We start from the raw sequence: 21270 nt of genomic DNA, 5'->3' as shown, positions 1-21270 counted from the left end.
GGCGGCCGGTGCGCCGAGCCACTCGCTCTTGCCGAGGTAGCGGAAGGACTCCGGTACGTCGGTGATGGACTTGCCCTCGGTGATCCCGATGTGCAAGCGAACTGCCCCGCTGCGCGGGGCAGTTGCGCAACCCGCTCCGCGGGTTGCCAACCTCAGGGCTGCGCCCTGAGGTTGGGGGCGGTTCGCGTTGCTCACCGCGCCCGGCGGAGCCGGGCCAACTCCCTCCGCTTCGCTTCGGGAGTTGAGGTGCTGGCCGCATTGCGGGCCGGCGGGCCCCGCTGTGCGGGGCCTGGTCCGACGGGGTGTCAGGTGCGGGTGATTTGGCTTTATGTAAGGGAGTTGACGGATGCTTCGCACCCGTCTGAGGGTGTGTCCGCTACGCTCCCCCATCCCGGTCCTTCCGGCTGCGCCTCCAGGACCTGAAGCCCGCTATGCGGGTTTGGCTGGCTACGAGGGGAGGGGTCGCTCGTTCGTGTCGGGTTTCAGTGCAATGAGTGCATCAGGTTGAGATTCGGCATGTACCATTGGCGGAAACGTGGGACACCCCACAATCACCTGGGAAACTCCCCGGAATTCCGAGAGGAACGACCGTAGATGACCGGTCACCACGAATCTACCGGACGTGATTCCGCGCTGAGCAGCGATTCTGTGCGCCGGGTGACGCAGTACCAGACAGCGGGCGCGAACGCCCGGTTGAGGCTGTTCGCGCTCTTGGAGGCGCAGGGCGTGCCCGCGAGTGAGGCGGACGGCCTGGTGGCCGCGCTGGAGGCCGGAGCGCTCGCCGGGGCGCAGCGCGAGGTAGTCGAGCTGGACCATATGGCGCCGGCCTCTCAGGGCGAGGTGTCCGCAGACGCGTGGGATGACGGCGTGATGGCCGTGAGCGAGGCCCTGGTGGGCATCGCGGACCGCGTCTGGGGGCGGCGTGGCGGCCGGTCGGCTGGGGCCGCTGAACTGTCCGTACATCTTACGGACGTGAGGCAGTGTGAGCGGACGGACCTTGTGCGGCTGGAGAGGTTCGTCTGGGAGAGCGTGCTGCCGCGCGCGCACCCGCACACCACGGCTCGGCGGCGGGTGCTGGAGGCACTGAGTGAGGCCGGCGGTCTGTGTCCCGCGCGGACGGTGAACAGCGACGGGGTTTACGTCGTCTGCACGCTCGATGCCGGTCACTACGACCCGGACGACAAGCCGAACTTCAAGGACGGCAAGCCCGGCGGCTGGCACAAGGTGGATGCGTCGATCTGGAACAACTTGGGCGCGGCCTGCACTCCGCACGCGGCCCTCTGAAAGACCGCAGGAATTCAGCGCTCGGGGAGGCAAGGGAATGTCAGCGATTCAGCTCAAGGAACACCAGGTAGATCAGCGCTCCGCGTTTCGTAGGTGGGTGGGATTCCCTGCAAGGTCATCTGTGCCCCCGCAGGGTGCCCGGGGAACGATCGTGTCAGCGACCGGCTCGGGCAAGACGATCACGGCCGCCGCGTGCGCGCTGGAGTCGTTCGCGGACGGCCGGATCCTCGTCACCGTCCCGACCCTGGACCTGCTCGCACAGACCGCCCAGGCATGGCGCCTGGTGGGCCACCGGGCCCCGATGGTCGCCGTGTGCTCGCTGGAGAACGACGCGGTCCTCAACTCGCTGGGGGTGCGCACCACCACCAACCCGATCCAGCTCGCCCTGTGGGCCGGGCACGGACCGGTCGTCGTGTTCTCCACGTACGCCTCCCTCGTGGACCGCGAGGACATCAACGCGCCCATGGGTCAGCAGAAGGTTCGCGGGCCGCTGGAGGCCGCTCTGGCGGGCGGAGAGCGGCTGTACGGGCAGCAGATGGCCCCGTTCGACCTCGCGATCGTGGATGAGGCCCACGGAACCGCTGGTGATCTTGGTCGGCCCTGGGCGGCGATCCACGACAACCAGCGGATCCCGGCGGACTTCCGGCTGTACCTGACCGCGACCCCGCGCATCCTCGCCGCGGCCCGGCCCCAGAAGGGCGCGGACGGCCAGGAGGCAGAGATCGCGACCATGGCCGATGACCCGGAGGGCACCTACGGTGCATGGCTCGCAGAGCTCGGACTCTCGGAGGCGATCGAGCGCGAAATCCTCGCCGGGTTCGAGATCGACGTCCTGGAGATCCGCGACCCCTCCCCCGTCCTCGGCGAGTCCGAGGAGGCGCGGCGCGGCCGGCGCCTGGCGCTCCTGCAGACCGCCCTGTTGGAGCACGCGGCGGCGTACAACCTCCGTACGGTCATGACGTTCCACCAGAAGGTGGAGGAGGCCGCCGCGTTCGCGGAGAAGCTCCCGGAGACGGCAGCCGAGCTGTACGTCAACGACGCCACCGACAAAGACCTGGCGAAGGCGGAGAAGCTGCCGAAGTCCTCCATCGACGCGGAGTTCTACGAGCTGGAGGCCGGCCGTCACATCCCGCCGGACCGGGTGTGGTCGGCGTGGCTGTGCGGCGACCACCTCGTCAACGAGCGGCGCGAGGCCCTGCGACAGTTCGCCAACGGCACCGACGCCAACAACCGGCGGGTGCACCGGGCGTTCCTCGCAAGCTGTCGCGTGCTCGGGGAAGGCGTCGACATCACCGGCGAGCGCGGAGTCGAAGCCGTCTGCTTCGCCGACACCCGCGGCTCACAGGTGGAAATCGTGCAGAACATCGGCCGCGCGCTCCGGCTCAACCGCGACGGCACCACGAAGGTCGCCAGGATCATCGTGCCGGTGTTCCTGGAGCCCGGTGAAAACCCGACCGACATGGTCGCCAGCGCCAGCTTCAAGCCGCTGGTAGCGGTCCTCCAAGGCCTGCGCTCGCACGATGAGCGCCTGGTCGAACAGCTCGCCTCCCGCGCGCTCACCAGCGGGAAGCGCAAGGTCCACGTCCAGCGTGACGAGGACGGGCGGATCGTCGGGGCCGGCGGCGAGGGTGATGGCGAGGCCCTGCTGCACTTCTCCAGCCCGCGCGACGCGGCGACCATCGCGGCATTCCTGCGCACCCGGGTCTACCGGCCCGAGTCCCTAGTGTGGCTGGAGGGCTACCAGGCCCTGCTCCGCTGGCGGACGGAGAACGAAATCACCGGCCTCTACGCCGTGCCCTACGACGTTGAGGTGGAAGTGGGGGTCACGAAGGACTTTCCGCTTGGCCGATGGGTCCACCAGCAGAGGAAGGCGCTGCGGGCCGGGGAACTGGAGGACCGGCGCAAGACCCTGCTGGACGCGCCGGAGGCCGGGATGGTGTGGGAGCCCGGCGAGGAAGCATGGGAGAACAAGCTCGCCGCGCTCCGGTCCTACCGGCGAGCCACCGGACACCTCGCACCACGACAGGACGCCGTATGGGGCGAGGGCGAAGCGATGGTGCCCATCGGGCAGCACCTGGCCAACCTCCGCCGCAAGGGACAGAAGAACGGCCTCGGCAAGGACCCGGAGCGGGCCGCCGTACGCGCGGCGCAGCTCACCGCGATCGACCCGGACTGGAACTGCCCCTGGCCACTGGACTGGCAGCGGCACCACCGGATCCTCGCAGACCTGGTCGACGCCGACGGCAGCCTGCCCGACATCGCACCCGGCGTGCTGTTCGAGGGCGACGACCTCGGCAAGTGGCTTAAGCAGCAGAAACAGCCGCATACCTGGGCGCAGCTGACGACCGAGCAGCAGGAACGGCTGACCACGCTGGGCGTGCAGCCCGCTAAGGCCCCGTCTCCAGCCCCGGCAGCCCGGCGTGCGAAGAAGGGCCCGAGCAAGGCGCAGCAGGCGTTCCAGCGGGGCATGACGGCCCTCGCGCAGTGGGTCGAGCGGGAAGGCGCGGACCGGCCGGTGCCCCGCGGCCACAGCGAAGAGATCACGGTCGACGGTGAGGCGCAGCCGGTGGTCGTGAGGCTGGGCGTATGGGTCTCGAACATCAAAACCCGGCGGGACAAGCTCACCGCGGAACAGCGCGCCGCCCTCGCCGACCTCGGACTGGAATGGGCGAGGGCTTAGAAGCCACTCGGGCTACTGTGCGTCGATGCAGGGCCCTTGGGCGCGGAAGCGCGCGCGGGTTTCCGGCCAGGGTGTCGCGCTGTCGTGGCCGAAGCAGCCGACGCCTCCGCAAAGAGGGCGTGAGTCGCGCGTCGGCCTGCCGTTGATCAGCGCCACCCGCCCGTACGCCTCGTAGCGCTCGCGGCTGTCCTCGCCGTCCACAAGATCGTTGGCGAGCTCCTGTGGCTTTGTTCACGACAACGGGCAGCACTTCAACACCGGTTTGGGAGGCATCGGTTGCTGTGAACGAATCGGAATGTTCACGAGTTATGACGGCGTGGCCTGGCTGTCGGGGCAGCAGATCAACAATTCACTGTGATCCGCGAAGCGGCGCCCGTAGGGTCCGGGCATGACGGATGAGAACGAGCGGGCCGTGCAAGCAGCTATCGATGGGGAGATGCGCCTACTCGATCCCGAGGTGCGTGCTTCCCCGTCCCGTGTTCTGGAGCTTCTGGATCCGGAGTTCACCGAGATCGGGGCTTCTGGACGCTGGTGGAACATGGACTCGGTGCTCTCCGTGACTGGTGACGGGTCAGTGACTCCGGAGTCTCCGTTCAAGGTCAGCGAGATGACCGGGGTCGTCCTTGCTCCGGGGCTCGTCCATCTGACGTTCTTCACCGACCACGAGGGCCGTCGGGCTCGGAGGAGCTCGTTGTGGCGCCTGACGGACACGGGCTGGCGGATGTACTTCCATCAGGGCACTTTGGCCGCCTGAGTAGATTGTCCTGCCGCCCGTGAGGGCGGCAGGACCAGCGGGCTGGAACCGTTGTGTGTCAGCTGGCCTTGGCGGGGCTCGACCTTCGACATCCGCGGCATGACCAGGCCCTTTCACCAGGAACACCTCGATGCTGTCCCTGCAAGGACCCAACTGCCTTCACAACTCGTGAACATCACCCGACCGTGGAATCAGGCGACTCCCAAACCCGTGTACAACCGCCGTCGCAACTCGTGGACAAAGCCACTCCTGCTTGGTGCAGCGCATGAGATCGTCGATCGGAATACCCCACCTGCTGCGGATCATGGCTACAAGCTGCGCCTTGGAGTGTTCGCGCATCAGAGCGTTCCTCCGCTAGAACAGCTCGTTGGAGAGCTCGACTTGGGCTGCGGGAATCGGTGTGATCGAGTCGCGGATGTACTCGGGGTCCTCGTCCGCGTCGAAGATCATGATGCAGTTCGCGTGCGGTGCGCAGACGACGATCTCATCTGGGTTCTGAGACTGCGCCTCGGCGGTGGCGCGTACCCAGTTGAGGGCTTGGTGGTAGCTGAAGTGTGTGCCCTGCTCGCGTGCGGTGCGCTGAAGTTCGCGGGCACGCTGCTGCTCGGTAGTGCGTTTGGTCATGGACGGGTCCTCTCGGCACCGGGTCCTCGCCCCCACACGGCAACCCCGGCTCGATGGATCCTCGGTGTTCGTCAAGCGGTCCGTTGATCCCGGAAGACCTTCCACCAATGTTCCGGGCAGTGTGGGTGTCCGGGTGCGGTGTGGGCGTCGGCGAAGCCCAGGGCGTCAGCCCTGCGGGCAGGATACTGGCTCGGCCGTCGGCTCTACCCTTCGTCGACGACGGCGAGGCGGTGGCGTTGTCCGCGTACGGGTCGTTCGGCTCATGTGCGTGCCGGACCGCGTCGCGGACGAGGCGCAGTCGAAGGATCACGCCAGTTCTCCATCCGGCGGAGCTCTCCCGCCTCGCCCTTCTTGGGGCTCGATACCAGAAGGACAACACCGGGATGCCGGCGACGTCCGTCGTGACCCGGGCCGCCAGCTTGTCGCCGGTGCTCATCCAGGGACTCGTAGCTTGCGTCAGCCAGCGCTGTCCCGGGAATGCAGAAACTGGCAGGCAGGGGCGGGTGACGTGGGAGAACTGACGCGACGGACTGCAGGTGCCGGCCTTGTCAGCTGGCCGCTTCGAGAGGCGGACGTGGGACAGATCGAGCAGGGTTTGGAGCGCGCGTTGCGCACCCGGCCCGTTCCCTCAAGCACTGAGGCCCGCCTGCGTTTTCTGCTGGCAGCGCATCGGGGATCCACCCGGAGGATGGCCACCATGCTTGGGGTGTCGCAGCGCACCGTGCAGCGGTGGGTGACGAAGAAGCCAGGAGCGCGTCGTCCCCCTGGTCCGACGCAGGTTCGGGCGATCGAGGAAGCAGTCCTGGCGCGGTGGCAGCCCCGAATACGGGCCCGCCGACGTGCCCAGGCAGAGGCGGAGGGGTTCGTCTTTCACACGAGGGCGCGATTCGGGTTCGCCGCGCCGGCAGGGTCCTCGGACGATCCGCGGGTGCGGTGGATCACCCAGGAGAGGTAGCCCGAGAGCTGTTCGCCGCCCGGGATGCCGGCGCGGGCGAGCAGCAGCAGACGGTGATCCTCGCCCGTGCGTTGGGGCACGCCTACTTTCGCGAATGGGGCCGCCGGGCCCACGGTCTGAACATCGCTTTCAGCGACATCGAGTTCGCCGACTTCTCGATCGGCTGAGCCTGGCCCGCCGCGTCACCAGGTCAGGGTGTTCAGCGTCGTGAGGGCCTGACGCGACTGGTCGGCACCGCTTCGTACCGCTCGGCTTCCTGCCGCTCGCGCCAGTCCCACTCCACACGGCCAACCGGGCCTTGGCGGCGGGCCGCGGGCGGCTGGGGCGGGCGCAGCATGGCTGTCTCCGCCACGCGCAGCAGGTGCGCACGGTCACCGGGCGCGGCGAGCAGTCCCTGGTCCTCACCGGAGTCGAGCCGGGTGAAGCAGGCCGCGGCCCGCAGGAAGACGCTGGCCCAGGGTGGTACGGGGTGGGCGGCGCAGCCGTCGGTGTAGCGGGCGCGGTCGTGCAGGGCAAGCGTGGCCGCGGCGGTGTCGTAGTCGTGGGGGCGTGCGGTGGCGAGTTGCTGGAGGGAGGCGCCGGTGAAGAGCGCGGCGGCAATGGCCGCGGCCAGGCGCGGATGTGCGGTCGCTGCGTGGAGGCGGTGGGCGACTCGCTGGGCGGTGGGCGCGGTGAGAGGCGGGGGCGGTGGGCGGTGCCGCCAGGTGATCGGGGGCGGGGTGCACGGGGCGGTGCAGGGGCGGGGGCTGTCGTAGGAGATGAGGCGTTCCAGTGCGGGCAGGGTGAGCCACGGACCGGTCGGCCCGGCGGGCTCGTCTGCGCGTGGGGGTTCGGTGACCGGTGTGCCGTAGTAGTGGCGGCGGGCTGCGTCGAAGTCGGTGGTGAGGGAGTAGTCGGCCATCTGCAGGGCCTGATGCAGGGCGGCGGGAAGATGTGGGCGGTGGCAGACCAGGGTCAGGTGGATACCGGTGAGGGCCTGTAGCTGGAGGAGGCGCATCGTGCGGCGAGTGGTGAGGCGGTGGGCGCGCAGGACGGTCAGCCGGCTCACGGACAGAGCGGTCATCCAGGCCGTGGCGGCTTCCCAGGCGGGCTGACGGCCGGCAGGGAAGCGGCCCGGGAGCAGTGGCGGCTTGCCCAGAGCGGCGAGAAGGTCGTGGGCAAGGCCGGTTTCACTGGTGGTGCCCGGGCCGGGGTGCAGGGTGACCCGGCCGGACGGCGGATGGTGGGCGGCCAGGGCAGTGTGCGTGTGGAGCACGTCGTCATGGCGGTCGATGACCACGGTGACAGGCGACGGTGGCGCGGCGAGCGGCATGGCGGTGCGGTGCGGTGGTCAGGCGAGGCGGCTGAAGGCCCAGCGCAGCAGCTCCTGGTCGACGCGGGAGCGGCCGGTGCGTGCCAGGGCGGTGCGGGTGTGGGCGGTCAGCTGGGCCCAGGCGCGGAAGTTGCCATGTGCGGCGTGGCTGTCGGCGAAGGCGATGTCGTCGGGGTCGGCATCGGCCCAGATCGGGTGGAACAGCGGGATGACGTCGAGGACCTCGCTGGGAGTGAGGCGGGTGAAGTGCTGCCAGATGAAGATGCGGGAGGACAGCATCGGTTCGCGGCGCAGCACGGTGTGGCAGCCCTCACCGCCGACGAAGATGATCGCCAGCTGGGTGGAGGGCTCGTCCCACAGGTAGCGGAAGTACTCGAACGCCTCCCCGTTGAGCCACTGGGCCTCGTCCACGAGGAAGGTGCGGGGGCGCTCGGCCAGGGCGTTCTTCAGCAGGCGGTCGAACTCGCTGGGGTGGCGCGGCGGCTCGCCGGGCGAGTCGAGGGCGGTGAACAGCTCGTAGCGCACGGCCCTGGCGGTGGGGCGGGCGCGGAAGGTGACCCGTCGGACATCCTCGCCCGGTTCGAGCTCGCGCAGGCAGGTGTTGACCGCGAGCGTCTTGCCGAAGCCGGCGCCGCCGTGGATGCACATCATGGCCCGCGCAGCGACGGTGTCGGCGATGTTCTCCCGCGCGGTGAGCAGGGCCCGGGTGGTGACCACGGACGCATCGGGCAGGTCGACGTACTGGTAGGTGGCAGCGGTCACGAGGCGTCTCCGTCTTCGTCGGTGGTGGAAGGTGCAGCCCGCCCGTCCGGGACTGCAGGGTCGGAGTCACGGCCGGACGGGAGCGGGACAGGCCGGCCCGCCGTGGTCAGCGCGGCCAGGGAAGCAGGGGTGCGCCAGTCGGCTGGGGGCGCGGCGGGCGGGATGAGGTCTGGCATCGCCAGATCCGACAGGTCGGTGCCGGCCGCCTGGGCGAGCTCGGCCTCGGCCTGCACGGTGGTCAGGGTGCCGAGCCGCCGGGGGGCCTCGGGCTGGTTCACGGCTGCGTAGCGCTCGCGCTGGGATGCCTCCAGGTCCTTCTTCAGGCGGCGGGCGCGGGCGGCCCGTGCCCGCCGTACAGCGCTGACCTGTTCCTCGGTGGCTTGGTCGGCCAGGTCCGCGGGACCGAGGTAGCGGCCGGTGGCCGCGTGGTAGACCTCGATGCGGTGGTCGTGGTGGGGCATGAAGCGGATCCGGACCTGGATCCCGGACTGACCGGTCATCCATGGCCCCACATAGTCATGTTTCCTGAAGCGGATACCGCGAGTGGTCAGCGTGCGGGTGCCGGCGTCCTCCAGGGTGAACGTCCACAGATCCGCCGCGGCCACGTCCCGTAGCGGGGTGGGATCGTCCTGCCACGCCTCAAGCGGGGTCCTGCCCCGCAACGGCGCGGGCTGGTGTTCGGTGTTCCACCACCGCGTCCAGGCGAGCAGACGGGCGGTGAAGTCCTCGAAACTGAGCAGTACCTCGTCCTTCGGGCGGGAAGGCCGTTTGCCGGGGCGCGGCTGACGGGCGTATGCGGGCAGCGCGGCCAGGAACATGCTCTCCACCGCCCGGTTCAGGCCCTCCACGGTGCCCTTGAGGTGGGGGGTGTAGGCGGGCAGGTCCTCCACCGTCACGTCGAGGAGAGCGAACGCGGCGGTCACCGTCCGGGACAGGAAGTCCTTGCCGCGGTCGACTCGTACCTTCTCGGGCAGGCCGCCGAAGGGTCCGTAGGGGTCCTCGCGCAGGACAGCGGAGCGCAGCGCGGCCAGCACCGACTCCCGCGACGGATCTCCCGGTGTGACGGCCACACCCGTAATCGCGTTGGTGGCGCAGTCGGTGAACCAGGTGATCCACGGCCTGCGGGCCCTGCCCTCGACATCGACCAGCACCGGTGCCTGCATGTGGTCGGTCTCCCACACCTGATTGCGCCAGCCCCGCGGCCGAGCCAGGAACACATCATGCTTACGGGCCTCACGTTCACCACCAGCAAGCCCGGCCCGCTCCCCCAGCGTCAGATCACGGCGGATCGCCCGATGCAGCGTCGTCAGCGACGGTGCGTCCGCAGGCGGGGACTGCCGAGCGGCACGGAGGACCAGCTCGCGATGAACCGCCCGCACGTTCCCCTTCCACAGTGCCAACAGTCCACGGACTTCAGGCGTGATCGTGAACCTCGCATCGCCCCCGGAGCGTGCGCCAGGGTAGGCGGCCGCGGTCTCATCGCTCTGAGCGGCGGCCAGCCAGCGCCAAACCGTGCGCTCCGACACCCCCAGCGCGTCTGCAGCCACCCGTACATGTCCTGCTGTCAGCCCTTTCCCCGCCCGCAGTGCGAGCAGCCGCCGCACAGCCGGACCGCGCAGAGCCGTCCTCGACGCCGCAGGCAGTCCGCCGCGTGCTCGGACCGCGTCACCGTCCTCCATGTCAGCTCCCTTCACGCGGGTGGGATGTCATCTCTTGCGGGTGCTGGGAAAGTGCGATCGCTCTCCCGTCCGTACAGGGGCGCTGCAGTCACAGCGGCGGCACGACCCGCTGGAACAGTCGTCCCAGCAAAGCCCGATCAACGGCCGCGTCAGCGGTGGTGAGCAGCGCGTTCTGCAGGTGCGCGGTCAAGGCGGCCCACGTGCGGAACGTGCCGTACGCACACGGCTGATCGATCCACGTCAGATCCGAGGCCGGAACGGTGCGCCACAGCGGATGAAAGCTGGTCATCACAGCCACTGCTTCCGCTCCGGCCAGGCGTGGAACCTCCTGCCACGCGCCGATGCGCGATGCCAGATGCGGCAACCGGGCCAACGAGCGCTCGCTACCCGCCCCGCACAGCACCAGCGTGATCCGCGTATCGGGGCGGTCCCACAGGCTCTGCAGATACTCCAGGCACGGCACGGACAGGCGCTGAGCCTCATCGACAACCAGCACCCGCTCTCTGCTGCAACCACCGGGGCCAGCCCTGCTGCACGAGCAGCACCCGTGTGCCGACTGGGTCGTGCGAATGCTGCGCTGCCTTCGGAGTCACCATGCAGCACCAGGAGCAGCACGACCAGGAGCACGAGCCAGGAGCAGCGGGCAGCGGCTACAGGTACGAGGCGAGGGTCTCGCAGTACCCAAGGGATGTTGCTGGCACCCCGAGATCGCGTTGAGTTGCGGTCCGCCGGGCCACATCCATCTGGCGCTTCTCAGGGTGCGCGGGCGAGGAACGGCTGCTCTGGTGGAAAGGCTGACGCCTGGGTAACCGCCCGGGTATCGAGCACCAGTTCAGCGGAGGTAAACGCGATGTCGAGCAGCGTCAGCGCTGAGAGTCAGGGAGCGGTGGCGGGCGAGCGGCCCCGGAGTCTGCAGCTGCCAGGCATCATCCTCGGAGTGGGCCTGGGCGGCTTTGTCGACGGCATTCTGCTGCACCAGCTGCTGCAGTGGCACCACATGCTGACCAGCACCAACCATGACCGGATCGGTGTGAAGTACTACCCGGCGAACACCGTCTCCGGGCTGGAGATGAACACCGTGTGGGACGGAATCTTCCACGCGATCTGCTGGGTGGCGGTCCTCGCGGGCCTGGCGATCTTGTACGCGCGGGTGACGCATCACCGTCGCCAGGTGTGGACATCGGCGGCGCTGTGGGGCTGGATCCTGGCTGGCTGGGGCCTGTTCAACCTTGTCGAGGGCATCCTCGACCACCACATCCTGGGCATCCACCACGTCTACGCCGGAGACCAGCAGATCTGGTGGGACCTCGGGTTCCTGCTGCTGGGCGCGATCCTGGTCGTGGTCGGATGGATGATCCAGCGTCGCGCGGCGCCTTTCGACCCGGAAGGTGTCGGACCGGTGCGAGGAACGCGGCACGCATGACCGGCCATCCTGCACACCACCAGGAGCCTGGCAGCCTGCCACTGGAGGTGCTGGTACCCGCGGTGTTCGTCGTCCTGCTGGCCAGCGCCTATCTGCTGCTGGCGACCCGCGCGCGGCGGCGCAACAGACAGGCCGGGTGGAGCCGCTGGCGTACCGGGTGGTTCCTGGCCGGGTGTGGCCTGCTGGCGGCCGCTCTGCTGCCCCCTGTCGCGCAGTGGGCACACGGCGATTTCCGCGGCCACATGCTCCAGCACCTGTTGATCGGCATGTACGCACCGCTGGGGCTGGTGCTGGGAGCCCCGGTCACGCTGGTGCTGCGGAACCTGCCGTCTCACCAGGGCCGACGGCTGACCGGCCTGGTACAGAGCAGGCCGGCCCATGCGCTGGCCCATCCGGTCACCGCGCTGGTGCTGAGCGTGGGCACACTGGCCCTGCTGTACTTCACGCCGCTGTACAACGCGATGTCGGCGAACACCGGACTGCACGGTCTGCTGCATGCGCACTTCCTGCTCGCCGGATGCCTGTTCGCCTACGTCATCGCCGGTCCCGACCCGGCCCCCGCCCGGCCTGGTGTGCCGGTGCGGCTGGTGGTTCTGGGGGCGGCCATCGCCGCGCACGCGCTCATCTCACAGCTGATGTACGGCGGGTTCGGCATCAACATCCACGCACCCGTCGACCAGGTCCAGCGCGGCGCGGAAATCATGTACTACGGCGGCGACATCGCCGAGTTGCTCCTGGCCCTCGCACTGGTGGCGACCTGGCGCCCGCAGTGCACCACCCGCCGGGCTCCGGACCGGCGCCGTTCCATCGATGCGGCCCGGCCCGTGATCCCCTAGGACCGGCACTTGTCTGATCAGTGCGACTTCGATGGCGGACAGTCCAACTTCGATGTCACAGGACACTTTCTGTCAGCATGGCACGGCCTGGGGAGTGCGTACGCACCCTCCGCCTCCCAGGCTCCCAGCTCGCCTCCCAGGAACGCGGCTGCCTGGAGAAACGGCCTCTCAGTTTCCTAGGCATCCCGGGTGTTCCGGGGCATTTCTGGCCCCTGTCCCTCAGATGCCTGCCAGGTCTCCCCCAGGGATCTGGGAGGTTTGGGAGGTTGCACAGGGTGAGGTCAGCTCGCGTCGGAGCGGGCGCGGGCGAGGAACGCGGCGAGGGTACCGGCTTCGGATTCGGTGGTGGCGAGCCGGGCCGCGAACGCCAGCTGGTCGACGCCGACGCCCGGGGCGAGGTGGGCGAGTTCGGTGAGCAGCGCGGCGTGGGCGAGCAGTGGCGGCGGCAGGGGGCCGGCGGCAGTCTCGCGGGCGGCCGGGTCGCGGTAGTGCCCGAGGCGCGCGGCCAGGGCGTAGGCGAGCCAGGCGTCGACGTCGGCCTGGACGTACCCGCCGGCGCGGCGGGTGAGCTCGTCGCGGACTGCATTGTCGCCGTCGCGGGGCCCGGTCTGCTCCAGCGTGCCCAGCTCGCTGACCTGTCTCAGCGAAGTTTGGTGAGTCTCATCGAAGTTTGACCATCAGGGTGGAACGGTTTGTCCCGGCCGAGTACAGACGTCATGATCGCGGGATGGCTGAGGAGACGGTTGTCGAGAAGACCTGGCGGCTCATGCTGGAGGGGCATCCCACGGCGCGACGGGGAGAGCCCGTAGTCATAGAGGCCGCCTACGCCGAACCTCGGCTGCGGGCCTTGTTCCCGTTTCCGAGCCACGGGGCGCTCACCTTTCACCGCAACACGCAGTTCCCATGGAGCAACGACCTGCCGTTCATCGTCGGCGACGCGCAATCCTGCATCGTGTACGCACCACGGGGTGCGTCGCCGCGTGTCCTGGGCGAGTCACTCACACCGAACGAGGCGGCCGCGTTGGTGGTGACCCACCTGCCGCACGACTGCGGGCCGGCCTTCGAGGGGCCGTGGCCACCAGCGGAGAGCTCCACCGACTGCTGAACCAGCCGCAGAGCAGCAGCCGCCGTTCCGGTCAAACTTCGCTGAGACTGGTCAAGCTTCTATGAGACGGGTCAGCGGCGTACCGGCCTGGATGGGCTAGACCTCGATGTAGGCGACGACCACGACGGTGCGCAGCGCCGTGACGAAGTACAGGACGCGCACCTGCTCGACGTCGTCGGTGTACTGCCGAAGCTGGGGGCCGGCGGTGTCGCCGGGGATCGGCTGACCGACGTCGGGGTCGACGGAGACGACGACCAGGGCGCGGTCCAGGGCGTGGATCTCCGCCTCGCTGGTCAGGCTCTCCAGCTGCTTGGCGGCGGAGTCGAAGAACGCGATCCGAGCGCGGCGTGGGCCGTACTACGGGGCCATCAGTCGACGGCCGGGCGCTGGGCGGCGAGGCGGGTGAGGTGGGCCTCGCGCAGCTCCTCCCACGGGGTGCACTGCTCGGGGTCGGGCAGGCCGTTGGTGGCGATGTCCTCCAGGGCCGCGGCGAACCGGTCGGCGCCGGCGCGAGTCTTGGCCGCGTACGCGCGGACCGCGTCGGCGGCCGCGGGCTCCAGCTGCCGGGCGGCGGTATCGGCGGGGGCCGGCTGTTCGCTCATCGAGGACTCCAGAGGGCAGAACTGGCGGGCCCCACCACGGTATCGCCGGGCAACCGGGCCCGGGACCACTCCAGCCGAACCCGGTCTCCGCGACTACTGACCCGTGTCAGTGGGTGTTGATCGATTGCCAGCGAAGGCCGATCAATTGACTTCTGTGCCAGTTAGAGATGACTGCCTGCGGGTTTGTGACAGTGGAGGATGACCGCAGACGGCGACGATGACTCTGCTCGACGGGTCTGTAGTGTGCGGCAATGACAAGAAGCGAGCGGCTCGCGGAGCAGTTGGACTGGTACTGGCGCAAGAACCTGCGGCCACGGCTGGACGGTCTTACCGACGAGGAGTACTTCTGGGAGCCGGCGCGCGGCTGCTGGAGCATCCGCCCACGTGGCACGTCGGCCGCACCGATGTCGGCAGGTTCGGGGAAGTGGACGATGGACTCCGCGTCCCCTGACCCGGTGCCGGCACCGGTGACCACGATTGCCTGGCGGCTGGCGCACATCATCGTCTCGTGCCTGGGCTATCGGGTCGGATGGCACTTCGGCGGCCAGGACGTCGACTCCCAGACATTCGCCTACGCGGGGACCGCTGACGAGGCGCTAAAACAGCTCGATGAGATGTACGGGAGATGGAACGCGGGGGTCCGCGAGCTCTCGGACGCTGACCTGGAGAATCCGCCCACGGTGGGTCCCGAGCGGTTTCCCATGGAGGGCATCGTCCTGCACGTCAACAAGGAGCTGATCCATCACGGCGCCGAGGTTTCCCTGCTACGCGACCTCTACCGCTGGCAGGACGGAGCCGTACCGCACCGAATATGACTTCCGGTGACCGGCGATCGAGCTTCGGAAACTTACGTGGACTCCGTGACGCGCCCGGGGCCGCGTCGGCGAGCAGCTGGGCGAGGCGCTCCCACTCCGCGAGCTCCGCCGGGCCACGGACGTCGTCAGCCAGGTTCTCGTGCCGGGAAGCCTGCCGCGCGTCGAACCGCGCTTCCTTGAGGGCCGCCGCGATGGCGCCGGCGTCCATCCCCTTCGCCCGGCGCCGGATGTTTCGCGGCGACCGATGCGGGCGGGGTCGAGCGGCTCGCGGGGCTCAGCGACGCGCGGGGCGAGCGGACGGCGGGCGGTACGCCGGGGCGTGGTCATCGTCGGCCTGGCTTTATTCACGAGTAGTGGTTCTGGCACAACTTCTGTGATTACGGCCTGTCGATCGCTACGTCGACTCGGGAAGCGCGCGGAAATAGCAGGTCAGCGGGTTGACCCGGCGCGAGCACGAGTAGAGGCGGAGTGGCATCGCAGAAGCTGTGCCAGAACCTTGTTCGGGTTCTGGCACAGGTTGCGTGGAGCAGACACGGTGTATCAAGTCTGCTGCCAGGTGCTGGGGAGCCGACCGGGAGGTATCAGGGCCTTGCGGTCCAAGCGGGCTACCCGGTGTAGTAGGCGAGGTAGCCCCTCTCGAACTCTGGCAGTTCCACGCCGCTGAGTTCCAGTGTCGGCGTACCAATGGCACTGACACTGGAGTCCTCGTAGGCATTCTCGGATGCGGCGACGAAACCTTGGTACTGCACCGTCCTGACCGCAGCGTCGAAGCCCGGCCCGCGCAGGCCCTCTACGCGCGATGCCATCTTCAGTAGGAACTCGTTGGTGAAGCCGTCGACCGCTTCATCTGGCTGATGCGCGTAGAGGACCTGGTGGTACTCGACGAACTTGCCCTCTGCCAGTGCAGCGCGCAGCGCGTTCGCGGCCTTCTTCGAGCCGTTGCCGCCCAGCCTGTCGTCGAGGAAGGATGCGAGTGTGTAGTGGACCTGCACCGAACCCTTCTGAGTCAGCTTGTTCAGCTCGGCCCCGGCGCCCTGTGTCTCGAACTCCTCACAGAAGGGGCAGCGCAGATCCTCGAAGAGCCGGACGGTGGTACCCGCGCCCTCATCGCCGACCACGATGCTCGTCCCGTCCGCGCCCAGCGACTCCGGTATGTCGGCATCAGTGGCATAGCCGGTACGCGTCTCGCACGCCGCAAGGGACAGTCCCAGGACGGTGGCGAACGCCATTGCCCGAATCGCACGCTTCACCAGCATGAATGCCCCTCCCCAGTGGCGAATGGCCCGGACTCTATACGGCGGCCTGCAAGGGCGGATCACCAGCCCTGGAGCACGGACAAGGACAGGATCGACGCCCCGTACCGCTACCTCCGGCCCAGGAGGCCGGCATGGCCGCTCGGGTCGGACATGACACTCGGCCGGTGTGGTCCACAGAAGTTGAGCCAGAACCGTTCTTCGTGAGCGAAGCCAGTCGGCCTCGTATTCGTGGCGGAGAATCAGGGCGGGGCGCCGCCAGAGCGCTGTACCTCGGCCCGTGGATCTGCCGAAGCACGATAGTTGTCACCATCGGCATCCGCTGGCCTGCGGCTTCGGTAGGACAACGCATGGTGGTTGTCACCGATGCGGCGCGCTACCTGCCACCAGCGGCAAGCGAAGCAGGGGCGATGTCACCGCGTCCGACTTCTGGTGGGCACGGTGCCGCGCGGCGGCCCTCGGCGATCACGGGCCATATTTCACGCGCCCTACGCGAACCCCGCATTCTACGATCGTCTGGTACGACTGCTGGAGGGGCGGGAATGCTTGAGGACATCGAGGACGGGGCAGCGACACGGCTCGCGGGAGGTGCGCCGCTTCAAAGCACGCTTGATGTCGCCGACCCCGGCGACTGGCTCGCGCTGGACGCAGGAGTGCGTGAGGTGGCCTGGAACCGCCCGCAGTTCATGCCGGGGTGGGAGCACTCCACCCCACTGCCCGCCGACCTGACTCAGCTCGGTGAGTCTCGGTTCGCACTCGCGCTCTGCCACCGCGACGGGCGGATCCGTCAGGAGGCGGTGCGTCAGTCGGTTCGATACCCAGGTCTGCTGCCGTTGGTGGTGATCCGCTGCGCCGATTGGGTCGACCCGGTGCGCGAGCACGCCCGGCAGCTGCTGCGCGAGGCCCTGAACGTGGACTCTGCCCTCGACCTCGCGCCGCTCATCCTCCGCGTCGGCCGCCGCGACAGAGGTACCTTCGGCGTCGAGGTGCTTGGCCAGATCCTGCGCCAGGCATCCCACAGGGAGCTCGCTGCTCTCTTCGCTGACCCCGACCGCATCGTCAGGCGGTTCGCGTACCGGCTGGCCATCGAGGGCCGACTGCTCCGTCCCGCTGAGCTGGCCCGTGCCGCCGCGCGGGGCCAGGACACCGTGGTCCAGGACCTGTGTGCCACAGCGGCGCTCACGGCTCTGGGGGATGAGGATGCCTACGAGGATGTGCTGCCTCCCCTGTTGTCCGCACACAACCCGCGTACCCGTTCGGCCGGCGTCACCGCGCTGAGACGGGCGGGGCGGTCAAAGCAGGCCGAGCTGTTTCTCAGCGACCGTTCCGCGCTCGTGCGTGCGTGTGCCCGGTATGTCGTACGACAGCTGGGAAACGACCCGGCGGCTTGGTACCGGGAGCGGTGCACAGCACCGGGCAACCCCGAGTTGCCGCCCGGTGCGGTCATCGGGCTGGCCGAGTGCGGGAACCGCGCGGACGCCGGGCTGCTGCGGCCGCTGCTCGTGCACCCGGCGGCCGGGATACGGGCGCGAGCGGTGGCAGGGCTGCGGGCACTGGACTGCGTGGATGCGAAGCAGCTGTGGCCGCTCCTCGACGACCCTGCCGCCGGGGTCGTCCGCGAGACCGCCACCGCCCTGCTGCCCTCGGCCAAGGAACTGCCCGCCGACTGGCTATGGGAGCGCACCAGCTCCGAACGGCCGCGGCACGTCCGCGTCGGCGCATTCCGGCTGCTCGACGCGCGCGGCGGCGTCGTGGCGCTACGGGCGGCGGTCGGTCTGCTCGAGGACCCGGATATCAAGCTGCGCACCTGGGCCGGACAATCAGTCCAGCGCTGGCATCCATCGCCGGACGGGCGGCACAGCGACGCGGAGGTGGGTGAACTGCTCGACCGGAGCCGACACCTCTTCAGCGACTATGTGCTGCGCCGACGCAAATGGGAAGCCGGCGTGGACAACTGAGACTGCACAGCGGTCCAGAACTCTGCTCAGCACTCACCGTCCGGTGGCCCTGGTGACAGCACACCTGCCTCGGTGACAGCCATCGTGCTTCGGCTCAAATACGTTTTATAGCAGGCCGAGAATTCGACCGTGTCAGAACTCGAAATCTATCGACTGGACGTCCGTAAAATTTGCGACCAGCCCATCGCACTGGGAACCCCAGTCCGTGAAATAGGACTCGGTGATGGCCTTCGCGACGATCGGATGCGAGTCCTCCTCCGTCGCACCAGCCTCCTGAAGCTGGAGTATCTGAGCGGCGTAGGTGGGTGAGATCGCGGTAGTGACGTGCCGCTGACGGCCGTCGTCCGAGGCCCCGGAGGCGGTGAACCCGAAGTAGGCGACCACGGTCACCATCATGCCGCCGGAGGTAGATGCCTGTTCCCGCGCCTGTGCCCTGACCTGCGGTTACCACTCGGATTCGGTCGCCTCCACCAGCGCGGCCTGGAGCCGCTTCTATGGCTTCGTCAGCTTCCCGGCGCGGTAGCGCTCCACCGTCCGGGTCGAGACGCCAAGGCGCTCCGCCAGGTTCCGCGCTGAGTCCTTCGTGCGTGTGAGAAGGAATTAAACCTGAGCCTTTGCGGATTTCGGCGCGGGCCGGGTGAAAACCTTCCGCTCCGCCCGCGCGAGGGCCTCCAGTACCTTGCCGCGGCGCGGGGCCGGCTGCTGCTGCTCGTGATCGCTCATGCCACCAGGAGGCCACGGATCACCTGTGGACAGATTTCGGAGCCCGCGCAGGTCGGGCCGGGTATCGGTGTTTGTGACTGAGCGCGGTAGCTGGCCATTCTGGCCAGGTACCGCGCTCTGACCGCTCTTGCGTGATGAATACGACTGAAGCAGGATGCGGGCTCTGAGCAGGCTGAATGAGGCTCGGCCATACTTCTGGTGCCGGTGCCTGGCCGCCCGCTGGCGCTGATCACGGTCCCAGTCCCAGGAACGTGGGCGGCCGAGTCCAGGAACCTCAGTTCCCGGTGGGGTCCACGCGGTTAATGGGGTCTCCCAGGCAGTATGCGTAGGGATTGAGTCCGCCCCCATCGAAGGGAGACGAGCTGTCCGGGGAGTGGAACCGCATGAGCACGGGGTTGAAGGCCCGGTAGCCATTCCCCAGGAGATACCACCCCATCGCCGGGTCGGGCCGTTCCCCGTTGAACCCCAGGAGACTCACGAGGCCTGCCTCATGGGAGGCCACCGTGGAGTAAGCGCGGGTGAGTTCCGCCAGTGCCGCGGATGCCTGGCCCGCGGACATGTCCGCGACGCGCTGGGCCTCGGTGCCGATGGCCGCCAGCAGCTTGTCGCGGGCGTCCGTGACGTTCGCGGCGCGGATCGCGGACTCCAGGCGGTTGCTGAACGCGCTCAGGTTCGATCGCTGGTCCGTGACGGTCTTGATCGCGACATCGATCTTCGCGATGGAGGAGTTGGCGTCGATCGCCGTCATGACGTTCACCGGACCTGCCACGGCGGCCCCGCCCTGGGCTCCTGCGCCGTCCTGTTGGTCGGCCGGGGCGGCTGCGCCCTGATCGGCCGGGGCGGCGGCCTCACCGGCGAAGAGGTGCTGGATGTTGGCGGCGTAGATGTTCACGGCCGGCGCCTCGTTGGTGTTCGCGCCGACGTGGACGCGCAGGGTCCAGGACGCCTGGGCATTGGACAGCGATGCCGGAGTGTTGATCTTTGCGGGCGTCATGCCCAGCTCATCGGCCGCCTTCACGTTGCTCTCTGCGGAGGCGTCAGTGAGCATCCGCATCTTGTTGAAGTCGGCCTGGTCGGCGATGCGGGCGATCTCGTCGGTCAGCTGGTCGACCTCGATCTGGATGGCCGAGCGGTCCTCCTCGCTGTAGGTGCCGTTCGCCGACTGGATCGACAGCACGCGCATCCGCTGAAGAACGTTGGTCAGCTCGTCGAGGTGGCCCTCGGTGGTTCGGATGAAGTCGAGGCCGGCGGCGGCTGAACGGACGTCGACCCTCTTCTCCAGGGGCTCGGCCGGCAAGGTGGCCCAGGCCGGGCCTCGCTGCCATCCCGCATTGGCCGTCTCGACGGGGGGCTCTGGTTCGATACTGGTCACGGGCACATCCTTCGAACGTGGCGAGGTGCTGTCCGGCCTGGCCGGACGCAGGGGTCACGCACAGTAAGCGCGCTCGACTCTCCCACGGAATCACACTCCGTGAAAGATCATTTACAGACAGCATCAACACCGCCCTGGACTGGACGTACTCAGTCACACTCAGGCGCATCTCTGTCCCGTGACCGCAGCTCGCCAACTGCCGTGTGCCATCTCTGCCAACTACGTAGCGTCATGCCCTACTGGCCAGCGACAACCTGCGCCGACCCTTGCCAACAAGGCTGCTTCGTCACACTGGCGGCGTCCGTCCGTACGGTGGGAGGCATGACGACGTCCTCCGCCCCCGAGCCGGTGCCAATGCCCATCCGGGTGCTGCTGCCCGGGGACCAGGAGGTCGTTGCGCACCTGTGGTCTCGGCGCCAGCTGCCCGACGGATGGCTGTACGAGGTGGGCCTTCCGTCGTACCGAAACGGGCCCGGGGACTCCGTGGAGCCTGCCGAGTACCGGGCCTGGGTGCGCGCGCCGGACGAGTACCTGGAGCCGCCCTCGCTCGTCCAGCAGGCGCTGGGACCGCGCCGCCCGTCCGGCTGGGTGCTGTCGAAGGCCGGCGGGCGCGGGCCCATCCGGGGCGTCGTGCACGCCGTCGACTGCGAGGCAGCACCGGCCGGGGCCCCGGTCCTCACCCTGGACCGGGCGCTGGACGCGGCACAGCACCCCGGCACCCGGCTATGCGCCCTGTGCGGCGCGGCAGCCGAACTAGACCCCGTCCTCAAGGGCTTCGACGAGGGCTTCGGCGGCAAGGATTAGCGCTCGGACGGTCCCTTGGGGCCGGGATCTCGCTCCGGCAGTCCTTGCAGTAGACGGTCTGCGGCAGCGTCGTGAACCGGATCCCGGAGATGCCGTAGGAGCCGTCGACGCGGTAGCTCCCGCAGACCGGACAGGGCGTGGCTTGGAAGTCCTTCTCGCAGCGCAGGCATCGGCCGTGCTTCACGCTGTCGTCGCTCGGCTTGACCACGGTGTCGGCGCTCCCGCGCGCGCAGCGTCAGCGCGATCTGCGAGGCCGGGCTCAGCGCCGGATGGCAGCACAGGAACAGCAGGGTGAGCGTGTCGTCCCGGTCGACCGGAGTGTGCTCGCC

Annotated in this window: 21 protein-coding genes and 1 pseudogene; 12 read left to right on the top strand and 10 right to left on the bottom strand. The window is 68.8% G+C overall.

What is annotated here, in order from left to right; genetic code table 11:
• The first annotated feature begins 594 nt into the window (after window positions 1-594).
• From ACWCPY_RS40920 to ACWCPY_RS40910, 3 genes are all read left to right on the top strand, one after another.
• Window positions 595-1284 (top strand): hypothetical protein, encoded by a 690-nt coding sequence (locus tag ACWCPY_RS40920; RefSeq protein ID WP_451273934.1) that lies wholly within the window; start codon window positions 595-597, stop codon window positions 1282-1284.
• Between the two features lie 37 nt (window positions 1285-1321).
• The gene (locus ACWCPY_RS40915) at window positions 1322-3964 is read left to right on the top strand and encodes a Helicase associated domain protein (protein WP_451273932.1); all 2643 of its coding nucleotides are present in this window, start codon (window positions 1322-1324) and stop codon (window positions 3962-3964) included.
• Window positions 3965-4352: 388 nt separating this feature from the next.
• Window positions 4353-4718 (top strand): nuclear transport factor 2 family protein, encoded by a 366-nt coding sequence (locus tag ACWCPY_RS40910; RefSeq protein ID WP_451273930.1) that lies wholly within the window; start codon window positions 4353-4355, stop codon window positions 4716-4718.
• Window positions 4719-5072: 354 nt separating this feature from the next.
• Here the strand turns inward: ACWCPY_RS40910 and ACWCPY_RS40905 are convergent, their stop codons facing one another.
• Window positions 5073-5342 (bottom strand): hypothetical protein, encoded by a 270-nt coding sequence (locus tag ACWCPY_RS40905; protein WP_451273928.1) that lies wholly within the window; start codon window positions 5340-5342, stop codon window positions 5073-5075.
• On the opposite strand from ACWCPY_RS40905, the gene tpg (ACWCPY_RS40900) reads away from it, so the two are divergent.
• Together tpg (ACWCPY_RS40900) and ACWCPY_RS40895 are read left to right on the top strand one after the other, a co-directional pair.
• Window positions 5341-6297, top strand: coding sequence for a telomere-protecting terminal protein Tpg (gene tpg / locus ACWCPY_RS40900; RefSeq protein WP_451273926.1), 957 nt, complete (start codon window positions 5341-5343; stop codon window positions 6295-6297). The two genes, ACWCPY_RS40905 and tpg (ACWCPY_RS40900), sit on opposite strands and share 2 nt — an antisense overlap.
• On the top strand, window positions 6276-6464 hold the full coding sequence (locus ACWCPY_RS40895) for a hypothetical protein (RefSeq protein WP_451273924.1): 189 nt from the start codon (window positions 6276-6278) through the stop codon (window positions 6462-6464). The genes tpg (ACWCPY_RS40900) and ACWCPY_RS40895 overlap by 22 nt, the downstream gene beginning before the upstream one ends.
• A 32-nt stretch (window positions 6465-6496) precedes the next feature.
• On the opposite strand, the gene ACWCPY_RS40890 is transcribed toward ACWCPY_RS40895, so the two are convergent.
• From ACWCPY_RS40890 to ACWCPY_RS40875, 4 genes are all read right to left on the bottom strand, one after another.
• Entirely contained in the window at window positions 6497-7609 is a 1113-nt protein-coding gene (locus ACWCPY_RS40890) for a hypothetical protein (RefSeq protein ID WP_451273922.1), read from the bottom strand.
• Between the two features lie 18 nt (window positions 7610-7627).
• Window positions 7628-8371: an AAA family ATPase gene (locus ACWCPY_RS40885; RefSeq protein ID WP_451273920.1), complete on the bottom strand. Its 744-nt coding sequence runs from the start codon at window positions 8369-8371 to the stop codon at window positions 7628-7630.
• The gene (locus ACWCPY_RS40880; RefSeq protein ID WP_451273938.1) at window positions 8368-9975 is read right to left on the bottom strand and encodes a Mu transposase C-terminal domain-containing protein; all 1608 of its coding nucleotides are present in this window, start codon (window positions 9973-9975) and stop codon (window positions 8368-8370) included. The genes ACWCPY_RS40885 and ACWCPY_RS40880 overlap by 4 nt, the downstream gene beginning before the upstream one ends.
• 163 nt (window positions 9976-10138) lie before the next feature.
• On the bottom strand, window positions 10139-10546 hold the full coding sequence (locus ACWCPY_RS40875; protein ID WP_451273918.1) for a hypothetical protein: 408 nt from the start codon (window positions 10544-10546) through the stop codon (window positions 10139-10141).
• Window positions 10547-10900: 354 nt separating this feature from the next.
• On the opposite strand from ACWCPY_RS40875, the gene ACWCPY_RS40870 reads away from it, so the two are divergent.
• The 4 genes from ACWCPY_RS40870 (at window position 10901) to ACWCPY_RS40855 (ending at window position 13414) form a co-directional block, all read left to right on the top strand.
• Window positions 10901-11473, top strand: coding sequence for a DUF2243 domain-containing protein (locus tag ACWCPY_RS40870; RefSeq protein ID WP_385338752.1), 573 nt, complete (start codon window positions 10901-10903; stop codon window positions 11471-11473).
• A complete protein-coding gene (locus ACWCPY_RS40865) occupies window positions 11470-12309 on the top strand; it encodes a cytochrome c oxidase assembly protein (protein WP_451273916.1) in 840 nt (279 codons plus the stop codon). Before ACWCPY_RS40870 ends, ACWCPY_RS40865 begins: the two co-directional genes overlap by 4 nt.
• A 275-nt stretch (window positions 12310-12584) precedes the next feature.
• Window positions 12585-12983, top strand: coding sequence for a hypothetical protein (locus ACWCPY_RS40860; RefSeq protein WP_451273914.1), 399 nt, complete (start codon window positions 12585-12587; stop codon window positions 12981-12983).
• 53 nt (window positions 12984-13036) lie between these two features.
• A complete protein-coding gene (locus ACWCPY_RS40855) occupies window positions 13037-13414 on the top strand; it encodes a DUF6193 family natural product biosynthesis protein (RefSeq protein WP_451273912.1) in 378 nt (125 codons plus the stop codon).
• A 96-nt stretch (window positions 13415-13510) separates the two neighbouring features.
• Here the strand turns inward: ACWCPY_RS40855 and ACWCPY_RS40850 are convergent, their stop codons facing one another.
• Both ACWCPY_RS40850 and ACWCPY_RS40845 read right to left on the bottom strand, forming a co-directional pair.
• Window positions 13511-13750, bottom strand: a complete 240-nt coding sequence (locus ACWCPY_RS40850) for a hypothetical protein (RefSeq protein ID WP_451273936.1) — start codon at window positions 13748-13750, stop codon at window positions 13511-13513.
• A gap of 32 nt (window positions 13751-13782) precedes the next feature.
• Entirely contained in the window at window positions 13783-14016 is a 234-nt protein-coding gene (locus tag ACWCPY_RS40845; protein WP_451273910.1) for a hypothetical protein, read from the bottom strand.
• A gap of 251 nt (window positions 14017-14267) precedes the next feature.
• On the opposite strand from ACWCPY_RS40845, the gene ACWCPY_RS40840 reads away from it, so the two are divergent.
• Window positions 14268-14831 carry a DinB family protein gene (locus ACWCPY_RS40840; RefSeq protein WP_451273908.1) on the top strand — a complete coding sequence of 188 codons (564 nt, stop codon included), beginning with the start codon at window positions 14268-14270 and terminating at the stop codon, window positions 14829-14831.
• A gap of 605 nt (window positions 14832-15436) precedes the next feature.
• Here the strand turns inward: ACWCPY_RS40840 and ACWCPY_RS40835 are convergent.
• The gene (locus ACWCPY_RS40835) at window positions 15437-16087 is read right to left on the bottom strand and encodes a DsbA family protein (protein WP_451273906.1); all 651 of its coding nucleotides are present in this window, start codon (window positions 16085-16087) and stop codon (window positions 15437-15439) included.
• A 539-nt stretch (window positions 16088-16626) separates the two neighbouring features.
• Between ACWCPY_RS40835 and ACWCPY_RS40830 the strand changes: the two genes are divergently transcribed.
• Window positions 16627-18042: a hypothetical protein gene (locus ACWCPY_RS40830; RefSeq protein WP_451273904.1), complete on the top strand. Its 1416-nt coding sequence runs from the start codon at window positions 16627-16629 to the stop codon at window positions 18040-18042.
• Between the two features lie 132 nt (window positions 18043-18174).
• Here the strand turns inward: ACWCPY_RS40830 and tpg (ACWCPY_RS40825) are convergent.
• A pseudogene (tpg, locus tag ACWCPY_RS40825) lies at window positions 18175-18474 on the bottom strand (telomere-protecting terminal protein Tpg); the annotation flags it as partial.
• Window positions 18475-19039: 565 nt separating this feature from the next.
• Window positions 19040-20137 carry an RHS repeat-associated core domain-containing protein gene (locus tag ACWCPY_RS40820; RefSeq protein WP_451273902.1) on the bottom strand — a complete coding sequence of 366 codons (1098 nt, stop codon included), beginning with the start codon at window positions 20135-20137 and terminating at the stop codon, window positions 19040-19042.
• A 321-nt stretch (window positions 20138-20458) separates the two neighbouring features.
• Between ACWCPY_RS40820 and ACWCPY_RS40815 the strand changes: the two genes are divergently transcribed.
• Window positions 20459-20941, top strand: coding sequence for a DUF6233 domain-containing protein (locus ACWCPY_RS40815; RefSeq protein ID WP_451273900.1), 483 nt, complete (start codon window positions 20459-20461; stop codon window positions 20939-20941).
• Window positions 20942-21270: the final 329 nt, after the last annotated feature.

This window comes from Streptomyces sp. NPDC002403, assembly GCF_053593015.1.
This window is presented reverse-complemented; position numbering and strand designations above follow the sequence as displayed.